Annotated in this window: 14 protein-coding genes; 1 reads left to right on the top strand and 13 read right to left on the bottom strand. The window is 48.2% G+C overall.

The annotated features are described in order from the left end of the window. The 3 genes from NOM90_RS06915 to NOM90_RS06905 form a co-directional block, all read right to left on the bottom strand. On the bottom strand, positions 1-1,857 hold the full coding sequence (locus NOM90_RS06915; RefSeq protein WP_255940926.1) for a restriction endonuclease-like protein: 1,857 nt from the start codon (positions 1,855-1,857) through the stop codon (positions 1-3). A gap of 4 nt (positions 1,858-1,861) precedes the next feature. Further along, the gene (locus NOM90_RS06910; RefSeq protein ID WP_255940924.1) at positions 1,862-2,818 is read right to left on the bottom strand and encodes a dipeptidase; all 957 of its coding nucleotides are present in this window, start codon (positions 2,816-2,818) and stop codon (positions 1,862-1,864) included. 72 nt (positions 2,819-2,890) lie between these two features. Continuing rightward, positions 2,891-4,234 (bottom strand): cryptochrome/photolyase family protein, encoded by a 1,344-nt coding sequence (locus NOM90_RS06905; RefSeq protein WP_255940922.1) that lies wholly within the window; start codon positions 4,232-4,234, stop codon positions 2,891-2,893. Between the two features lie 215 nt (positions 4,235-4,449). Here NOM90_RS06905 and NOM90_RS06900 point away from each other — a divergent pair, with 215 nt between their 5' ends. Beyond that, positions 4,450-4,971 (top strand): hypothetical protein, encoded by a 522-nt coding sequence (locus NOM90_RS06900; RefSeq protein ID WP_255940920.1) that lies wholly within the window; start codon positions 4,450-4,452, stop codon positions 4,969-4,971. Between the two features lie 607 nt (positions 4,972-5,578). Here NOM90_RS06900 and NOM90_RS06895 read toward each other — a convergent pair. The 10 genes from NOM90_RS06895 to NOM90_RS06850 all read right to left on the bottom strand — a co-directional run bounded on the left by NOM90_RS06895 (position 5,579) and on the right by NOM90_RS06850 (position 18,012). Next, positions 5,579-6,601, bottom strand: a complete 1,023-nt coding sequence (locus NOM90_RS06895) for an NADH:flavin oxidoreductase/NADH oxidase (RefSeq protein WP_255940918.1) — start codon at positions 6,599-6,601, stop codon at positions 5,579-5,581. A gap of 129 nt (positions 6,602-6,730) precedes the next feature. Next, positions 6,731-7,159, bottom strand: a complete 429-nt coding sequence (locus NOM90_RS06890; protein WP_255940916.1) for a MarR family winged helix-turn-helix transcriptional regulator — start codon at positions 7,157-7,159, stop codon at positions 6,731-6,733. Between the two features lie 110 nt (positions 7,160-7,269). Beyond that, positions 7,270-9,258 (bottom strand): McrB family protein, encoded by a 1,989-nt coding sequence (locus NOM90_RS06885; RefSeq protein ID WP_255940914.1) that lies wholly within the window; start codon positions 9,256-9,258, stop codon positions 7,270-7,272. A gap of 147 nt (positions 9,259-9,405) precedes the next feature. Then, positions 9,406-10,569 (bottom strand): DUF418 domain-containing protein, encoded by a 1,164-nt coding sequence (locus NOM90_RS06880; RefSeq protein ID WP_255940912.1) that lies wholly within the window; start codon positions 10,567-10,569, stop codon positions 9,406-9,408. Between the two features lie 306 nt (positions 10,570-10,875). Beyond that, positions 10,876-11,763 (bottom strand): nickel transporter permease, encoded by an 888-nt coding sequence (gene nikC, locus NOM90_RS06875; RefSeq protein ID WP_255941833.1) that lies wholly within the window; start codon positions 11,761-11,763, stop codon positions 10,876-10,878. A gap of 31 nt (positions 11,764-11,794) precedes the next feature. Then, positions 11,795-12,799: an ABC transporter permease gene (locus tag NOM90_RS06870; RefSeq protein ID WP_255940911.1), complete on the bottom strand. Its 1,005-nt coding sequence runs from the start codon at positions 12,797-12,799 to the stop codon at positions 11,795-11,797. Between the two features lie 142 nt (positions 12,800-12,941). Beyond that, positions 12,942-14,609, bottom strand: coding sequence for an ABC transporter substrate-binding protein (locus NOM90_RS06865; protein WP_255940910.1), 1,668 nt, complete (start codon positions 14,607-14,609; stop codon positions 12,942-12,944). A 1,012-nt stretch (positions 14,610-15,621) separates the two neighbouring features. Beyond that, positions 15,622-16,758 (bottom strand): NAD(P)/FAD-dependent oxidoreductase, encoded by a 1,137-nt coding sequence (locus NOM90_RS06860; protein ID WP_255940908.1) that lies wholly within the window; start codon positions 16,756-16,758, stop codon positions 15,622-15,624. Between the two features lie 75 nt (positions 16,759-16,833). Then, positions 16,834-17,376 carry a hypothetical protein gene (locus NOM90_RS06855; protein ID WP_255940906.1) on the bottom strand — a complete coding sequence of 181 codons (543 nt, stop codon included), beginning with the start codon at positions 17,374-17,376 and terminating at the stop codon, positions 16,834-16,836. A gap of 159 nt (positions 17,377-17,535) precedes the next feature. Next, the gene (locus NOM90_RS06850; protein ID WP_255940904.1) at positions 17,536-18,012 is read right to left on the bottom strand and encodes a hypothetical protein; all 477 of its coding nucleotides are present in this window, start codon (positions 18,010-18,012) and stop codon (positions 17,536-17,538) included.

Here is an 18,012-nt window from a genome sequence, read left to right as displayed (position 1 = left end):
TTATTCTTCGTATGCCTTTTCGTTTTCCAACAACTGATCAATCCACCGCTCTGCAAGCCGCGTTGCTCCCGGCAAAAACGGCAGACCGCCAACTCCGACTTTTTGGATACTCCGATAAAAATGATGCTGCGTATATTCGGTCTCGTCTCCATAAGGAAATAGCACGCAAGCTGACGATACGCGGCGCCGATACCCGACTTCGCTAGGGGTAACGATCGCATCGCGGTAACGGTGCATCACATTAATGTCTTCTTCGAGCGGTCCCGGCGCTTGATATAGCGACGCATATCGACTGCCGGGAAGCGCCGGATCGATCCGGTATTTCGCATCGAGCACATAAGAATCTTCCTCACCCTGGGTATAGAGCGTCAAAAGCAAATCGGGTTTTTGTTCGGTAGTCGGACGGTTACGACCTTGCATCGATGGATTATAAAGTAGCGATAGCGTGGCTCCGCTCTCCACATGCTCATAATCGACGCGTGAAGCTTGCCCGCGTATCAGCGAAGGGAACAACCCTGTGCGGTCGATGGCAGCCCCTTCGCGGCGCGTGACTCGGCAACGCCGCGCCAATAGTCGATGCAGCTTAAGAAAGCACCAGTATTCATAGAGCTGCGCCATATCTTTGAGCGATAATCGCATCATCCCTTCGCGAAGCGACAAGCCTTTAAGCAGGAGCAGATGAATCTTGTACATCTCGCGGTAGCCTGGTGCCATTTGAAAAATAAGGCTGATATTCACGCGCTTCATACTGCCAACGTCTTTGAGAAAACTTTGATTCAACATGCTATGCAGTCGCTTGCTTATCTTATCTAGTTCACGCTTCACCAGTGGATCACGACCCGGTCTGCTGTCGTTCACTACAAGCCGGAGAGTCTCGACGCGGCTAGAAATTCGCTCTAGCATCCACCGAAGAAACCGATTTTCTTCGGTGTCATTCGAAATCACGCGACGTCCTTCTAGCAGTTGGCTTGGCATCCATTGACTGAGCGATGATAGGTCGCTGCCTTGCCTTAAAGGTTCGCTGCTTCGTCCTTGTGGCTGAACCGGTTGTAGCCGCTGCGGGTGGCGGCGTAGATCGTTGATCGTCCGGCGATCGATACGCCGCACTTTGGCGGCATCGACCAAGCGATGCTCGTTTTCCAGCCGATGATGCGGATGGGCTTCGATCCGCATCATCGCTTGTTCCAGCCGCTCAAAAACGCGCCGCAAAATCGTATGAAATTCGCTTAGACTTTGACGCGACGTTTCTTGTTCTTCCGCAGGTCGGTACGTCCGACGCAAAAAGTCGAATGTCAGATCGTAGCTTTCTTCGCTCACTTCTTCCATCAGACGAATATAATCGCGCCGATAATCGATTTTTGCCGGAAAGATTTCGATCGTAATCGTCAGTAGCGGACGATCATTCAACCGGATTTCCAGCTCCGTTTCGCCGATCTCGTTTCCAAAATCAAGATTACCCGACAGCACCCGGCTTCCTCTTGGCTTGATTCGGCGGCGCAGATTGATATTCTCGTGATGAAAAGTCAGATTCAGAGACGGATCGGATTTCACGACCGTCAATTCATACGATTTGGTCTCGTAAAAACAAGGAAAAGCCGGCATGCCCGGCTTCCAAAGTTGAGTCTGCTGCGATTCTGGATCAAACAACCGAACTTCGCAATCGGTAAGGCGCAAAGATCGGACTTCGGCATCAAATACAGCGGTCAGCCGTTCTCCCGTTTCGATATCTCGATGCAATTTTAACCGTTCCGCCGTCTCGTGCAGCGGCTCTCCTGCGATATACAATTCGAACAGATTGGTTTCGACGCGAAGGAGTTCTGTCCCTGAATCGAACGTAGTGAAGGTGTCGTTTGCCATACGCTTAGTCCTTTCCGATCTCCGCTACATACCGTGCAAAGTTATCGAAAGCAAATCCTCGCACTTGATCTTCCGAATACCGCTTCAATAGCTCATTGATCAAATTTTGACTTTGTCCCGCATGCCCTAAATCTTCAACGGTATAAGTAATACCGTCAAAATCCGAACCCAATCCGATATGTCGTTCCCCGCCTAGTTCGCACATATGCTCGATATGCCGAATCAGATCATTGATCGTGACGGTAGTCGTTTCTTCAAGCCCAGTACTTTCCACGATAAAAGGCGGGCAATATACCGCATGGACTTGCGCTCCTCGCTTGAACATGGCGGTCAGTTGTTCGTCCGTGAGATTGCGAGGATGATCGCATAACGCTCTCGCATTGGAGTGACTCGCAATCGGGTACTTCGCAAGCTCCATCACTTCCCAAAATCCAAGCTCGTTCAGATGGCTAACGTCCGTCAACATCCCATAGCGGTTATTCATCGCTACGATATCTCGACCGATCATCGTCAGACCGCCGCCACGCGGCTCTAATACGCCGTCTGCCGCCTGATTTCCGTAATTCCAAGTCAGACCTACCGAACGCACGCCAAGCCGATATAGTAGATGCAGCCGTTTCAGATCATTTTCGATCGGATCGACGCCTTCCAGCGTAAGTAGCGCTCCAATCTGCCCGGATGGAAGATTTCCGATTTGCGACCACTCCGTAATCAATGTCATCTCTGGATGTTTGTCTAAGACTTCGTCATAAAAATAATGAATTTGATCCAAACAAGATTGAAAACGCATCGCCCCCGGAAGCGCCGGATCGACAAAGATCGCAAAACCTTGAATAACGACTTCTCCCGAACGCAGTCGTTGAAGATTAGTGGCAAGCTCAGGTGCATCGGCAAACGAAAGTACGCCTTGTGACGCTTCGATCTTCGCCAGCGCATCGCAGTGTAAATCGATAATGTTCAATATTCAATTCCCCCAGTTTTCATGCTACCTTATGGTATTTTCTCACTCTATACCGATTCGATAATGGCTCAGTTATTTACTGTTTACGATTTTTTTGTACGTCTCAATAGCATCGGCACGCGAAGATTTCAGATCTACCAGCGCGTCTTTACGCGGTTTATGAATCGTTTTGACATCTTCGTCTTTCAGTTCAGGCAACCATTGACGAATATGTTCGCCGTTCGGATCGTATTTTTCGGATTGCGTAACCGGATTGACCACGCGGAAGTAAGGCGACGAATTCGCTCCAAGCGACGCGCACCAGAGCCAATTGCCTCGATTTTGAATATTGTCATAATCCAGCAGTTTGCGGCGGAAATAATTTTCGCCCAGCGTAAACGAGCATTGCAAGTTTTTCGTCAAAAACATCGCGCACAAAATCCGCAACCGGTTCGGCATTAGCCCTGTTTCGTTCAACTCCCGCATCGCTGCGTCGATTACCGGAATACCGGTTTCCCCTTTTGCCCACTTTTCAAAATGCTGATCGCTTAGCGCCGACAGATCATACTTTTTCTCGTAAGAAAAATAGTCTTCATCATAGATCGCCAAGTAGTAGTAAAAGTCGCGGAACGCCAATTGACGTACCCATTCGTCGTGATTTTTGCGGCGTACCGCGCGGGCGTACAATTCGCGAAGCGATACCGCGCCTGCATTCACATACGGATTGATTCCGCTCGCCGGAAGCTCCGGGTAATAATCTCGTTTGTCGCCATATTCGCGAATATCTTTTTCCAAAAAGTCGGTTAACTTTTCTTCCCACTCGTCAGCAGGTTCGATCTTGTCCAAATCAATCGAAGGCTGATACTTTTTGGGAAGCTCTAATTTGAATTTGTTTTCAGGCAAGTCTTTGAGCGATACGGAAGAAGGTTCGTTTGGAGAATGTGCCAGGTACTCCAACCACTTTTTGTGAAACGCCGCCATTACTTTATAAAAGCCCTTTTTGCCTGTAAATTCAGCGAAAGCGTCCAAATCGATCATCAACATATCCATCAGCGGAGTAAACGCTACGTCGTGGTCGTCCGCGACTTTTTTCATCTTGCGATCGCGGTCGCGTGCATACGGGGTGAAGTCGCGGTGAACGATCACTTCGTCAATCGCGTCGTCGCTCCCATGCAGCTTTTTGAGCAGCCATTCCAATACTTCGGCAGGGTCGCCGTACGCGATATGCAAGGTGCGTCCAGCTTTGTCGTATAACTTACGAAGACGAGTCACATGACGCAAAAAGTTCACGCCGCTATGCTCTTCATCTCGCCCTTTTTGCAATAAAAAAGGATCAAGAATCAACAGATGCAGTGCTGGATCACCTGCTTCTTGTAGATAGTCGAAAGCGGCTAAATCCTCGGTGCGTAAGTCTTTGCGATGAATGAATAATTTCAAGTTAGGTCGTCCCCTTTCGCCGGCTACATGGATAGAGTTTTCTCTATATTAACCGAGCAGGGTACCCAACGAAAACGTGGTATGATCGTCTTATTCAATTCACGTATAGAAAAGCAGATTTGTTTCAAATGTTAGGAATACGTCTAAAACCATAAGGTACATCTACACGACAACGATGTATAAAATTCGACATTCGCTCAATGGAGGGATTTACGATGAAGAACACATGGAGAAAAAAGACAACTGCTTTGGCAACGACTAGCCTTCTGGCTGCCGCGATCGCCGTACCGGTGTCCGCTGCTCCAGCTTCCGTAGCCACAACATCCGCGAGTGCTATCACGGCATCTTCGACTTCGATGGCTTCAAGTAACGATAGCAAATTGGTTAAGGTTGCCGGATTCAAAAGCGCTTCGAACTTTAAAGCTTTCTACAAAAACCTGCAACGCGCCGTGGCTAAAGGCGATAAAGCCGCTGTAGCCGCTCGGGTACACTTCCCGCTGACGGTCTACAACGACGATGACGACGCAGCGAACAAAAAGATGGTCATCAAAACTAAAGCGCAATTTATGAACAATTATAATAAAATCTTCACGGAAGACGTTCGCGAGAATCTCGCCGAGACGTCTTACGACGAGCTGCTGGTCAACTGGAAAGGCGCTTCGATCGACGATGGCGACATCTGGATTACGCCTTCTAAGTCCGGGATGCCGGGGATTTCGACTGTCAATGTAGACTAAGTTGTGTTTAGGAGAAGACCTCTTTTGAGGTCTTTTTTTCGTGGGTGCGGGGGAAGCGAGAAGACTGCAAGGGAATTCGTTTCGGTCGCGTGTTGAAATTGGGAAATGAATTGGATTTTAAAAAGGAATTTTCCCAATTTCAAAGGCGAACGCTAACGCTCCTTCACTGAATTCCCTCTCCGTCTTCTCGCTTCCCAGTTACCGTCGGCGTTGGATGAGACTTTTGAAGATCGTTGATTCTCCTGATGTGTTGGGGGCGTCTACTTTCAAGTCGAGTGTGGAGAGTTTAAGGAAAAGAATTAGAATAACTTTTAGCTGATAAAGAGCAAGTCTTAGTAGGCTACGAATTTTGGGTGGTATCAAAAAAGCCGATCTCCTTATTAAAGGAGATCGGCTTTTGATCTATAGAAGTACCCTATCCACAATCGCGTGCGTGGCGGAGAGAGAAATTCAGTGAAGGAATGGAATGTTCGCCTTTGAAATCGGAAAAATTCCACTAAAAATTTAATCACTTTTTCCGATTTCAACAAGCGACCTACAGGCTTTCGAAGAAAGACACATCGTAAGCATACGCTAACGAATTTCTCTCGCAGCGCCTCAACTCCCCTTAAAACCCACCCTTGTATTGTTTAGGCGCAGTCGAAGGTTGCTTCAAAGCAGACTCGGCTTCAATCGCCCAATAAGGGTTGCGAAGCATGCCTCTGCCTACGGCGATGAGGTCGGCGTCTTCGTTGCCGATCACTGCATTTGCAAGGATCGCATCGTCTAGTTTGCCTACTGCGATGACTGGGACATTTAACTTTTCGCGGATTTCGCGAGCGAGTGGGACTTGGTAGCCGGCATGCGTACCCGGTGCGCCGCCTGCTCCGATCGGCCCTTCGCCGCCGGAAGAGATATGGAATAGATCGGCGCCTTCTTCGGCATAGGCTTTGATGAACTCAAGGCTCCCTTGAACGTCGTAGCCGCCTTCCACGTATTCTTTAGCAGATACGCGCATGATCAGCGGCATATCGGCTGGCATATTTGCGCGTGCAGCACGAATCACTTCGCGTCCGAATAAAGTCAGGTCTTGACCGTATTGATCTTCACGCTTATTCGTGAGTGGCGAATGGAATTGATGGATCAGATAGCCGTGTGCGCCGTGCAATTCGATCGTATCGAATCCTGCGCGAACCGCGCGTTCAACGGCGCTTCCGAATTTAGCCACCATTTCTTTCACTTCTTCGGTCGATAACGCACGCGGCGTTTTCCAACCTTCGTTGAAAGGAATCGCGGACGGAGCGACCGGAACTTCGGCGTCTTGCGCTTTGCGTCCGGCGTGAGCGATCTGAATCCCGATCTTCGATCCATATACATGCGAAGCTTCGACGATTTTTTGCAATGCCGGAATTTGTTCGTCCGACCATAATCCAAGATCGTTATCTGTAATACGGCCGTCTGGTTCGACGTCGGTCATTTCGACGATGATCAGCCCTGTACCTCCGACTGCGCGGCTGACATAGTGAACATGATGCCAGTCGGTTGCGATCCCGTCTTTTTCCACGACCGAATACTGGCACATCGGTGGCATCACCACGCGATTTTTCAATTCTAAATTTTTCAAGCGATAAGGAGTAAACAGATTGTTCATTCGAAAGTTCGCCTCAATTTCTGTGATTTATTTTTAAATGTATGCGTCTGCATATATTAGTATACGCTTTTTTGTGCGCTCAAACGAATATCCATACAAAAAAATAGAACGAAACTCATTCGTCCCGTTCTATTTTCGCACCAACAACGCAGATAACTCTTTCGGTAATTCGCCGGGTAACGACAATGAATGAAGCACATTCTCGACGGCTTTGATTCCGCGCCGAAGCTTATCTTTGCCAATCTCGGTCATCTCGGTATACACGCCGCGCCGATCGTCTTCGCACAAATGCCGCTGGAGCGCTCCGCATTTCGGAGCTTCCATCCGAACGACGAGACGCGACATCGCGCTTTGGCTCAGCCCAACGCCTTCTTGAAGCTGCTGCAAACGCATCTTTTTTTCGTCGCCCAACGACAAAAAGTATAAAACATAAAATTCATTCAGCGACAAATTCGCTTCTTCGGCAAGAGCTTGTTCCAATCGCTGTTCGATTTTCGCTTGTAGATTCGACATTTCCAGCCAATTATTCAAAAGCTCGCTTGACGGATGCTGCTGCATCTTATTCACCTATTTCTTTGCGTAAGATCACGTAAAAGCGATGATTTGCTTTGTTGTATTATATCGCTTTACCGAGCACCTTGCCAACCATTACGCGACTTTCGTACCTTTTAACTCAGCCAATACGAAGTGAATCCGTCTTCATCCAGCCGACGTAGCATATACGCGATTTTGCGTGCGCTTTGCGGATAACGCGCTGCCGCTAACGCTTCTTTGCTGCGCCGCCCCGCGTATACACTTTCCGCCGAATCTTCAAGCTCGCGCCAATCGAACACTTTTTCCGCTTCGCTCCCGAGACAATGACGCAGTAGATCCAGCAGCACCTTTTTGACTGAAAAACGACTGCCTTGAATACGAGGTAAAATCTTTTGCATGAGTTGAGCATCGAACGCTTCGGCGCGGCTCATTAGATTGAATCGCTCGTTGTAGATCAGGTAAAAGCAGACCGAATCGCGTACCCGAAACCCGATATGCGCTTGAATATCTTCAAGTAACGTATTGATCGTCGCAAGTTCCTCGCTCGTTCGCCGGATCAACGGACTGTGATGCTCCATCGCATCGATCAATTGCAAATATTCACTGCCGAGCAGATGTCGATCCGCAGCCACGACCTCCGCTTCTTGCTGCACTTCGGCAAAAAGCTCCGGCAGACGCATGAGATCGATATGATTAAACTCAATCGTTCCCGCGCGATCCAATACTTTTTTGCTAAACGGATACGTCGTCTCGTCCATATTCACCGTGCCAACCATATACACGTTGCCAGGAATGTATAGATTGCCGTAAAGCGCACGATCTTGCACCCGTTCCAGCGAAGATTCGGGTAACAGCGGCTGCGTCACGATGTCTCCGACTTTGGAAGACTCGCTAGGTTGATTACCTTCTTGGGGGACAAAACGTTTGCGCGTTTCCATCAGACTGAGCACATCGCTAAAATAATGCTCGACCCGCGCCAAGTTCATTTCATCCAATACGATAAAATACGGATGATACGCATGTTCCGGTCGCGAAGCTTCTTTTAACGCCAACGTCAAAGGCCCGGGTTTAAACGCTCCAGACAAGTCTTTGTAGCCAATTAGATCCGCAGGATCATTCCAATCCGGGCGTACCGGAATCAGCGTAAAACGACCGTTATCCGGCGTTGACCCTAGCGCTTCCGCGAACAATCGCGCAAGCTGCGTTTTCCCGGTTCCCGAGATGCCTGCCAAAATGACGAACGGACGCGTTTTGAGCGACAAATAAAAATGTTCGACTAATCCATCTGGAAACGAAAATCCTCGCTGACGAATATATGCCGAAATCTCGGTAATCGCCGCGCGAATATCGGAATCAGCAAGATGCGGTAACGAGGGAATAGCAGGGATGTTCATCGCCGCCGACTCTTTTTCCGAATCATCCCCTGCTTCTGTAGCATTTATCGCATATTCAGCTCCAGCTTCGGCTAGGTACAAAGGAGCCTGCGTGCGAATCCCTTCGCTTTTGGTCTGCAACTCGATTCGGTACGTGAACGGAGTATCTGTGCGGTACAGATAGATATATTCGGCTTGTTCTTCGCGCGGCAAATACGCATCCGCAGTATCAAAAGGATTCCGTACCGCCGTCGGTTCGACCGAACCTCTAGGCGGGATTCGCCGGTTGCCTGACGTGCGCTCCGAAGATGAAGATTCCGCAGGTTGCTTAGCTTTTCCATCACCGGATGCTTCTGCTTCTTGCCCTTCTCCGCCTTGCTGCCGAATAAATCTTGCAAACCACTGCCGGACTTCGGTATACGTATATGAAAAAGTCGATCGCAAAAAGGTTTTCAGTTCTTTGTTCGAATCGTAACGGATCTCTAGCGACGATTTGCCACTTGGAACTGCGATCCGCCAATGCTCCAGCCGCGCTTCATAAGTGGCAACGGTATCGCCGCTTTGATGCAGCAATCGCACAGGACGACTTTCACCTACTGCAAGCAGCGATCCGTCTTGTTCGGCAAAATCGGCGCGAAATTCGAGCGGAATTTCGAAGCCATGTCCGAACATGAATCCGTCGACTTGCTTACGTGCGATCAGAGCAGGGATTCGACCATCTTTCCACCAACTGCCGTGTTGTTTGATCATGAGAATCCTCCATCGCCAATTGTCGGGTCGAGACCCGAACGTCTTTTCTATAACCCGTATTATATACATATTCCGCGTTCAAAAGCTCTACAAGCCATACGCATTATAGAAGTTATACCCAAACGGCAACGGCGTATCAACTTCACCTCAAGAGGATCGCGAATTTCGGAAAGGCGCATAAGACAGCTTTCGCCATAACAACTCCAACGGACCCGCCTGCCACCTTCGTACAAACAGATAAGCGGCGGTCGCAATCAGTACGGCGATCAAGGCGAACATGCCGAGCGTCAGCCATACGCTGTAGTATTCGCCAAGCCCAAACCCCCAGCCGTAGAAAAAGACGGACGCCAGAATATTTTGCAGCACGTAACAGCTAAGCGCCGCTTTTCCGATATCCGCAAAACGGTTGGTCATGCCGCGCAGTGCGTCTTTGTCCGCGATCCAGCCCAGCAAGCCGATATAACCGACGGACAGCAAAGGAGCGAAAATATAACGCAATGCCAGATCCAGATAACCGCTCGCAAGCAAAGGAATGATATTGAGTACAAGCGCAATCGGCAGTACGAATTTGAGTAATTTGCCGCGCGTCCGGCACCCTTTATCCGTGTTTTGGAAAGCTTCGCCGCGCAGCAGCTTGATCCCCGCGATATACAGACCGATGTTCATCAGCCCAATCACCACGCCTTCCACCCGAAGTGAAAAGAAATTATTCAGACGGTATAAGATTTGTTCGATATAACTGCCGTTGGCATAAAGGGTTTGGGTTTCCTGACCTAGAGCCAGCAGTTCGCGCCTGAAACCCGCATCTTGCATGATCCAGCCGAGTCCCAGCGATAGCGGAAGCATAAGCAGCACATGAAGCGATAGGCAGACGATCATAATCACGGTGAGTTTGCGCTCGGACAATCCGATCAGCATCGCCACGATCATGCCGGTCACGGCGTAGCTCATCAGTACGTCATACTCGAATACGAACACGTAATGCAGCAGACCGTCGAGCAAAAGCAATAGCATCGTCCATAAGATAAAGCGTCTCCAAGGCAGCCCGGTGCGTTTGGCTTTGCGGTAGCGCATTTCCAGACCTACGCCGAACAAGATCGTAAGCAGTCCGAGCATTTTGCCGTTGACGAAAATCGATTGCAGCGCGGTTACGATGCCTTCGGCTGACGCGTTCCAATTGCTCAGGTCGAGAAAGGTGCTCAGATCGGAGTAAGTGGCGAATAACCAGATGTTCGTGCCCAAAGTGCCGAGAATCGCGAAGCCGCGCAGGATATCAAGCAGCTCGATGCGTTTTTGCTTTTGAGTTTGCATAATGCCTCCTTTTTAATACAATTGTGTTATAAAAGATTGTACGGGAGAAGACTTTTTTATGCAAGGGGTAGGGGAAAGCTTGGGTCGCTGCGGGAGAAATTCGTTCGAGCCGCTGTTTCACGCAGTAAACCTTCGGTTTTCCGCGTTCAAAGGCGTCTCTCGCTGAATTTCTCCCTTCGCTTTCAGCTTTCCGGTAAAAGGGATAGAGGAGATAAAAAATCAACCTTCCTTCTATACATAGAAGGAAGGTTGATTTTTGTTAAAGGCTGATTGCCGAGGAGATATGACGGGTTGAATAAAAAGCTTTTATCTGCTTTTCATTTTCGGATCGAACGTATCCCGCAAGCCGTCGCCCATCAAGTTAAAGCCAAGCGACGTCAGCAAAATACATAGACCCGGGAAAATAACCGTCCACGGCGCGGTCTGAATAAATTGACGCGAATCGGACAACATTTTGCCCCATTCGGGATCGGGCGGCTGTGCACCCAGTCCGAGGAAACCCAGACCTGCCGCTTCGATAATCGCTGTCGCGACGCCGAGTGTACCTTGTACGATAATCGGAGTCAGACTGTTCGGCAAAATATGCTTGAACAAAATCCGTCCGTCTTTTGCCCCGAGTGCGCGAGCCGCCGTAATAAATTCTTCTTGCCGTAGCGACAGGACTTTGGAACGCACAAGTCTGCCGTAGGTCGGAATATTGACGATTGCGATCGCGTATAACGCATTTTGCAGCGAAGGTCCGAGAATCGCAACGATCGCAATCGCGAGCAAGATCCCCGGGAACGCCAGCAAAATATCGAAAAAGCGCGAGATGATCATATCAACCCATTTGCCGTAAAAGCCTGCAATGATGCCAAGCAGCGTACCAATGATGATCGAGCCGACTACAGATAATAATCCGACCCAGAGCGAAATCCGTGCGCCGTAGATCACGCGGCTAAAAATATCCCGTCCCAAGTCGTCCGTTCCGAACCAATGCGCGCCGGACGGCGGTTTCAGTCGATCCGACAACACTTGGGCTTTGTAATCGAATGGCGCGATCAGAGGTGCCAGTAACGCCAATACGACGAAAAAGATAACCAGACCGAGACCGATCAAAGCCGTTTTGTTTTTAGCAAACAACCGCGCTGCGTCTCGCCAGGGGCCATGCTGCACCTTCTTTTTTGACGTATCGGCAGTTGGCGGAGTCTCCATCTTCAGAAATGCGTCGCTCATGTTGTGCCCCCTATTTGTACTGGATACGCGGATCGAATACAACGTATAACAGATCCACCAGCAGATTGATAAGTACGAAGATGATCGCGACGATCAAAATCCCAGACTGAATGACCGGATAATCGCGGTTGCTGATTGCTTCGAAAATATAACGCCCCACACCCGGCCAAGCGAAAATCGTTTCGGTCAGTACCGCACCGCCTAGCAAAGCTCCTGTCTGAATCCCGATTACGGTAAGTACCGGAATAAACGAGTTTTTGAGCGCATGTCGGTACACGACCGCAAATTGAGACAATCCTTTGGCGCGAGCGGTACGCACGTAATCAAGCTGCATCACTTCAAGCATGCTGGATCTGGTCATACGAGCAATCACCGCCATTGGGATCGTGCCCAGTGCTATCGCAGGTAAAATCAAATGCTTAAATACCGTCCAGAGCTGCGCGAATTGCCCTTGTATGATCGCATCGAGTACATAGAATCCCGTTACCGCTTCCATCGGATCACGCGCATTCATTCGACCGCTGGAAGGTAACCAATGTAACTCGTTGGCAAAAATCCACTGCTCCATCAAGCCGAGCCAGAAAACGGGCATCGATACGCCGAGCAGCGCGATTAACATGCAAATGTAGTCAAACCACGAATTATGTTTCCAAGCGCTAATAATCCCTGCATTTACACCGAAAAATACGGCAAACAACATACTGGCTACAGTCAATTCGAAAGTCGCGGCAAGATACGGCACAATCTCTTCGGAGATCGGTGCACGCGTACGGATGGAGTTGCCTAAATCACCGGTTAACAAATCGCCTAGATAACTGAAATACTGTTGTAACCACGGTTTATCGAGACCAAGTTGGTCGCGCAAGGCTTGCTTCGATTGTTCAGTCGCTTTTTCACCTAAAATGGTATCTGCCGGATCACCGGGAATCGCGTGGATAATCGAAAATACGATAATCGTCATCCCGAGCAAGACCGGAATCAATACTGCTAATCGCTTGAAAATGTAAGAAGTCATGCTTTGTCACCCGCCGTCAGTATTGGTATAGGTAAAAGGAAAGCCCGGGAAGTCCGCCGCTGATCGCGACGTACCTCGCGGGCCGTGAGTAGGTGCAAGAATCGATACAAGGTTCTACAAGATCGAGTCTGCACAGTTACGTTTATTGCGTGATCGAAATGTCTGCGTACGGCTCAGAGCCGGTCGGCGAAGGCGTATACCCTTGTACATTTTTCGAAGCAGCCAGCAGTGGCGTCGAGTGTACCAGCGGTACCCACGGTGCATCTTCGTGTACGACAACTTGTGCTTCTTCGTACAATTTTGCACGCTCGTCTTGATCGGTTTCTTGTTGTGCTTTTACCAACAGTTCATGCAGCGGCTCGCTCGCATATTGCGAGTAGTTATTACCGCCGATGGAATCTTTATCAAGCAGCGGGTAGAAGAAGTTGTCCGGGTCGCCATTGTCGCCTGTCCAACCGATGATGAATAGATCGTCTTTTTCGCCTTTGCTCAGATCATCCAAATAGGTTGCCCATTCTGGAGATTCGATATTTACGGTAACGCCGATTTGGGCAAAGCTCGCTTGAATGACTTCTGCGACTTTACGGCCATCTGGCATGTACGGACGAGATACCGGCATTGCGTAGAACGTCAGCGGCTCTTCGATTCCGTTCGGGAAGCCTGCTTCCGCAAGCAGCTTTTTCGCTTCTTCCAGATCGTATTTGTAATCTTCGATGCTGTCGTTATAGCCCCATAGGGACGGTGGGATCGGGTTTTTCGCCGGTTCAGCTTGACCTGCGAAGAACGCGTCTACGATTCCTTGTTTGTCTACTGCGTGGCTCAGTGCGATACGCACTTTTGCATTATCAAACGGTTTTTTCGTTACGTTAAAGCCAAGGTAAGCTACGTTGAACGGAGGACGGTTGAACTTTTGCAAATCCGGGTTGCTTTCCAGCGTCGCCAGATCGTCTGGGCTCAAGTCTTCCATCAAGTCGATCTCGCCGTTTTGCAAAGCGTTAAAGCGTGCTGTGTTGTCCGGGATCGAACGTACGATTACGCTATCCACTTTTGGCAGACCTTCTTGCCAGTAGTTCGGGTTCTTTTCCAAAGTGATGGAGTCGCTACGTTTCCACTCTTTGAACGTGAAAGGACCTGTACCGACTGGATTCGATTTGAAGTCTGCTCCCGATTCTTCAACCGCTTTTGGGCTGGCAATCGAGAAAGGAGGCATCGCCAAGTTTTGCAAGAAAGGCGCTTGAGGCTGGTTCAGTTCGAATACGACTGTCGATTCGTCAGAAGCCGTTACGCTTTTGATCACGCGAGCTTCAGCTGGGCCGAACATCGAATCGTAGTAATCGAACGAGTCGCCTTCGAATTTGAATTTGCTATCGGGGTCGCTCCAACGTGTGAAGTTGAATACAACGGCATCGGCATTGAAGTCCGTTCCGTCATGAAACTTTACACCTTGACGCAATTTGAACGTGTATTTCAGACCGTCATCGGAAATTTCCCAACTTTCGGCAAGTGCAGGTTCAACTTCTGTTGTTCCCGACTTGTACGCAAGCAGCGGATCAAACACTTGCTGCGCGATTTTCAACGATTCACCGTCTGTTACAATCGCGGGATCTAGTGCCGCAGAGTCGCCACCACGACCTACGATCAATGTCCCGCCAGAAGCTGCTTCACCACTTGGTTCCGCTGCTGGTTCTGTTGCCCCTGGTTCGGTAGACGTGTTCGGCTCAGACGCACTTTGACCTCCACCGCCGCACGCTGCCAAAATCAGCACCAGCGACAACATTAACGTCAACATCCATCCTAATCTTTTTCTCATGAACAGTAAGCTCCCCTCTAAGATCGCATTCTGCCCGCACGCAGCCACCCTAGCCCAACACTTATTAATGATTATGTATATGGGTCTACTTCTTAAGCATCGGCTTTGAGTCGAGTGAGTATAAATTACATGAACAACGGTCGATTCGCAATATTTTTTTCGCAAAATCTTTTTTCATGTAAAGTTTCATCACTTTCAATGTTTAAAGCAAGAATTTATTCCTTCATATATATGCGCGAATTCGAGTATAAATCGAAACGTTTAGAATTTTCTGTAAAAATTTTTCGCGAGGATCGCGTTATTTGGGTAAAATAAGGACTCCGGATCAGATTAGTCATGTTCATGGCTGTGAGAGTAAGATTTATCAAATTCCAATATAAGGAATAAATATCGCTTAAAAAATATAACGTAAAGCGGTAAAGACGGACTCAAAGGCTTAAAATACGCTTAGGATGGGCAAATCTCTATTTGTGTTGATCTCAGATTGAGTATTCAAGAATCCAATTTATAGCTAGGTCAGATTACGAAAACTAGTGGTATGTACACCATAGGTGGACAATCGTCCTGAATTAGCGGTTATCTTATAGATTTTATTTTGCATATGGAAAGAGTCTGTGTTTATGCGAGGAACGAAATAAGATGTCAGGTCTATGAAACCTATATATAGAAGAAACCCGATTCATCTCTCTTAAATTTTTGAAAAAAGAGTTCAAATTCATAGGTTTTCAGTGACTTATGTTGTATGTGCTTAAAGATAACAAGTTACTTAAGCAGGATTCTAAACGAAGAGTATGTTGCGATGAAAGGAAGTCGTGAAGTTTGTTCTGTTCGTACAATAAGCTTTTCAAGCAGATGAACAGCAAAAAGCCCTTGCGTAACAGCAAGGGCTTTTTTACTTAGCAATCTGTTGGATAGATCGAGCTTTATTGGCTATCAAAAACAAAAATTGGTGTCCATCATAGGAAGTACACTGTTTTTACAGGGAACACCTTTTAAGATAGAACAAAACCTTTTATTTTGCGTTTAACGCTTTCTCGACTGCATAATCTTCAAGCGGCAGCTCGGGTTGCAGATCCAGAGCAAGTCTCGCTAATTGACGACCGAGAAAAGGTCCCATCGTCAAGCCGGAAGCTCCAAGACCGTTAGCGGTAATCAAGTTATCCCAGCCCGGAACGCGCCCGATGATCGGCAGAAATCCCGGCGTAAACGGGCGGAATCCGACGCGTACTTCTTCGACTTTCGCTTCTTCCAATCCCGGTGCGAGTGCCAAGCCTTTGCTCAACACTTCTTGCATCCCGCCTGCGGTTACTTGGATATCGCTTAAGCTTTTGTCGTTTTCGTGCGTTGCGCCAATCACCATTTTCCCGTCATCGAACGACAGCAGGTATTGATCCGTTGGCGGAATGACGACAGGCAAATTGCCGCTGCTTGGATACGCTGGCGTATGCAGATGCAGGATTTGTCCTTTTTGAAAAGTAACGTCAAATTCCAAACCTAACGGCTCAAATAAAGCTTTCGCCCAAGCTCCTGTGCAACCAACGACTTCATCTGCGGGTAGATGCTCGCCGTCTATAGTTACCCCGGTGATGCGCCCTTCGGATGTGTCCAGCTTCGCTTGCCCTTCCTTCACAATTACGCCATTGCGCACAGCCGCTGAGACCATCGCATCACGAAGCGCACGTCCGTCTACCCGAGCCGCTCCGCTTACATATACCGCCTGATATTCTTCATTTAAAAGAGGAAAACGTTCTTGCACCTCTGCTGCATTGAGAATCTGAATATCGCCGATCTCCGGCGCATCTTCACGGCGCTTCTCGGCGCGCTTGTATATCTGCTCGATTTTCGCTGAATCGGGATGTAGGCTGAGCGCGCCGACTTTAGCATATCCGGTATTGTGTTCGCCTTGCTGAGATAGACTTTCGGTCAGCTCGGCATAATATTTGGCTCCGGCTTTTGCTAAGCGGTACCATGACTGATTGCGACGCTGGGATAGCCATGGGCAGATAATTCCGGCAGCAGCGTCGGTCGCGCGTCCGGGGTGTTTAGCGTCGATTAGAGTGACTTCAATTTCGGATTGAGATGATGTAGCTAAGTGATAAGCCGTGGAAGCTCCTAGGATGCCGGAACCGACGACGATGATTTTTTTCATGGGTGTGCCTCTTTTCTTTTTCCATTCAAAGTGCGTGCATATGTCAAAAATAATGGATTCCTTCTATATAAAATGCTAATTCGTTCTCGTCCATCGATCTACAACTTTCACTTGCACCGAATCCTCAAGCAAAATAGAAGGTTCCGATAAAAAGAAATACGTGTATTCGCCGATGGTTGTAGTTAACGTTGGACGAAATTTTTGACCCGAAGAATTGAATTCAAGATGTTGATCGGAATCAAGCTTCACTCTGCCTCCGTACACATCAAGAGTATGTAGTCGATCCTCTGAATACGTGGGTAAAGATGCTTTTATCCAATTCCCTTCGTCAGTCGATTCAATGGTCTCACTTTCAACCACTCTATTATACACAGACCATCCTAGACCATTCGAAGATTTCCGTAGAGCAATAATCCCGCCCCGTCCATCGTCAGGATAATATAAATAATAACGAAACTCCTCATTCGGCTCAAAAGACAACTTGATCTGTTCCGGAGAAATCCCTTCCTTCCCCATGATCCCCATTACGGTATAGTTTATTCCGTGATAAATGTAGCCCGCTGCCAGTATGAATAACGATGTAAAAAGGACAACACTATACTTGATATATTTGTTCAATTTAATAGACACCGCCTTTTTAGCAGAGTGAAAAGCTAATAACCATCTCCTTATTTTACCATTAGCAGAATCCGTATTGTATTGCTTCTCTGGCAAATAGACAGCGTTAGTATTTAAGCTCATGAAAAAAGCGCTCTACATCAAGTAGAACGCTTCCTATCAATTTTTTGCAAAGTCCGAGACTAAAAGAGAAATTTTGTCCAAACGCTCAAAGTCAGTCGGATCTTCACTTAATGCTTGAAGTGCAGCTGTCCATTCTTGAATCCTTTTCTCATCAAACTCTTCTGTAATAGCTCCGTAACCATAATTCGCAAAAAAGTGATCTAGACGATTGGTGATGGATTCCACATAAGGTTCTTTTGCGTAATACGACGTAAATCGCGATAAAGCTGATAATTTGGCGGCATCCCGTTGCATTAGCCAAACTTGACTATTGCTGGCAGGGGGTTCTTTGACCGCTTGAAATTCATCAATCAACAAGCCAAGTTGCGTATCAAAATCGGTATCGGCTTTTTCTTGGATTCTGGTCATTTGTTCTTGATTTTGCTTTGCGTAGTGATAGGTTGTGTAAGCAAGAACAATAGATGCAATCAAAAATAAGACGATATACAGAGCCGGCTTTTGAAAATTCTTCAT

This window comes from Saccharibacillus sp. JS10, from assembly GCF_024436065.1.
Lineage (GTDB): Bacteria > Bacillota > Bacilli > Paenibacillales > Paenibacillaceae > Saccharibacillus.
This window is presented reverse-complemented; position numbering and strand designations above follow the sequence as displayed.

What these genes read in the sequence shown, in the direction of transcription:
- NOM90_RS06915 (WP_255940926.1), bottom strand. Translation starts at nt 1,857, where the DNA reads ATGGCAAACGACACCTTCACTACGTTCGATTCAGGGACAGAACTCCTT.
- NOM90_RS06900 (WP_255940920.1), top strand. Translation starts at nt 4,450, where the DNA reads ATGAAGAACACATGGAGAAAAAAGACAACTGCTTTGGCAACGACTAGC.
- NOM90_RS06895 (WP_255940918.1), bottom strand. Translation starts at nt 6,601, where the DNA reads ATGAACAATCTGTTTACTCCTTATCGCTTGAAAAATTTAGAATTGAAA.
- NOM90_RS06890 (WP_255940916.1), bottom strand. Translation starts at nt 7,159, where the DNA reads ATGCAGCAGCATCCGTCAAGCGAGCTTTTGAATAATTGGCTGGAAATG.
- NOM90_RS06885 (WP_255940914.1), bottom strand. Translation starts at nt 9,258, where the DNA reads ATGATCAAACAACACGGCAGTTGGTGGAAAGATGGTCGAATCCCTGCT.
- NOM90_RS06880 (WP_255940912.1), bottom strand. Translation starts at nt 10,569, where the DNA reads ATGCAAACTCAAAAGCAAAAACGCATCGAGCTGCTTGATATCCTGCGC.
- nikC (WP_255941833.1), bottom strand. Translation starts at nt 11,763, where the DNA reads ATGGAGACTCCGCCAACTGCCGATACGTCAAAAAAGAAGGTGCAGCAT.
- NOM90_RS06870 (WP_255940911.1), bottom strand. Translation starts at nt 12,799, where the DNA reads ATGACTTCTTACATTTTCAAGCGATTAGCAGTATTGATTCCGGTCTTG.
- NOM90_RS06865 (WP_255940910.1), bottom strand. Translation starts at nt 14,609, where the DNA reads ATGAGAAAAAGATTAGGATGGATGTTGACGTTAATGTTGTCGCTGGTG.
- NOM90_RS06860 (WP_255940908.1), bottom strand. Translation starts at nt 16,758, where the DNA reads ATGAAAAAAATCATCGTCGTCGGTTCCGGCATCCTAGGAGCTTCCACG.
- NOM90_RS06850 (WP_255940904.1), bottom strand. Translation starts at nt 18,012, where the DNA reads ATGAAGAATTTTCAAAAGCCGGCTCTGTATATCGTCTTATTTTTGATT.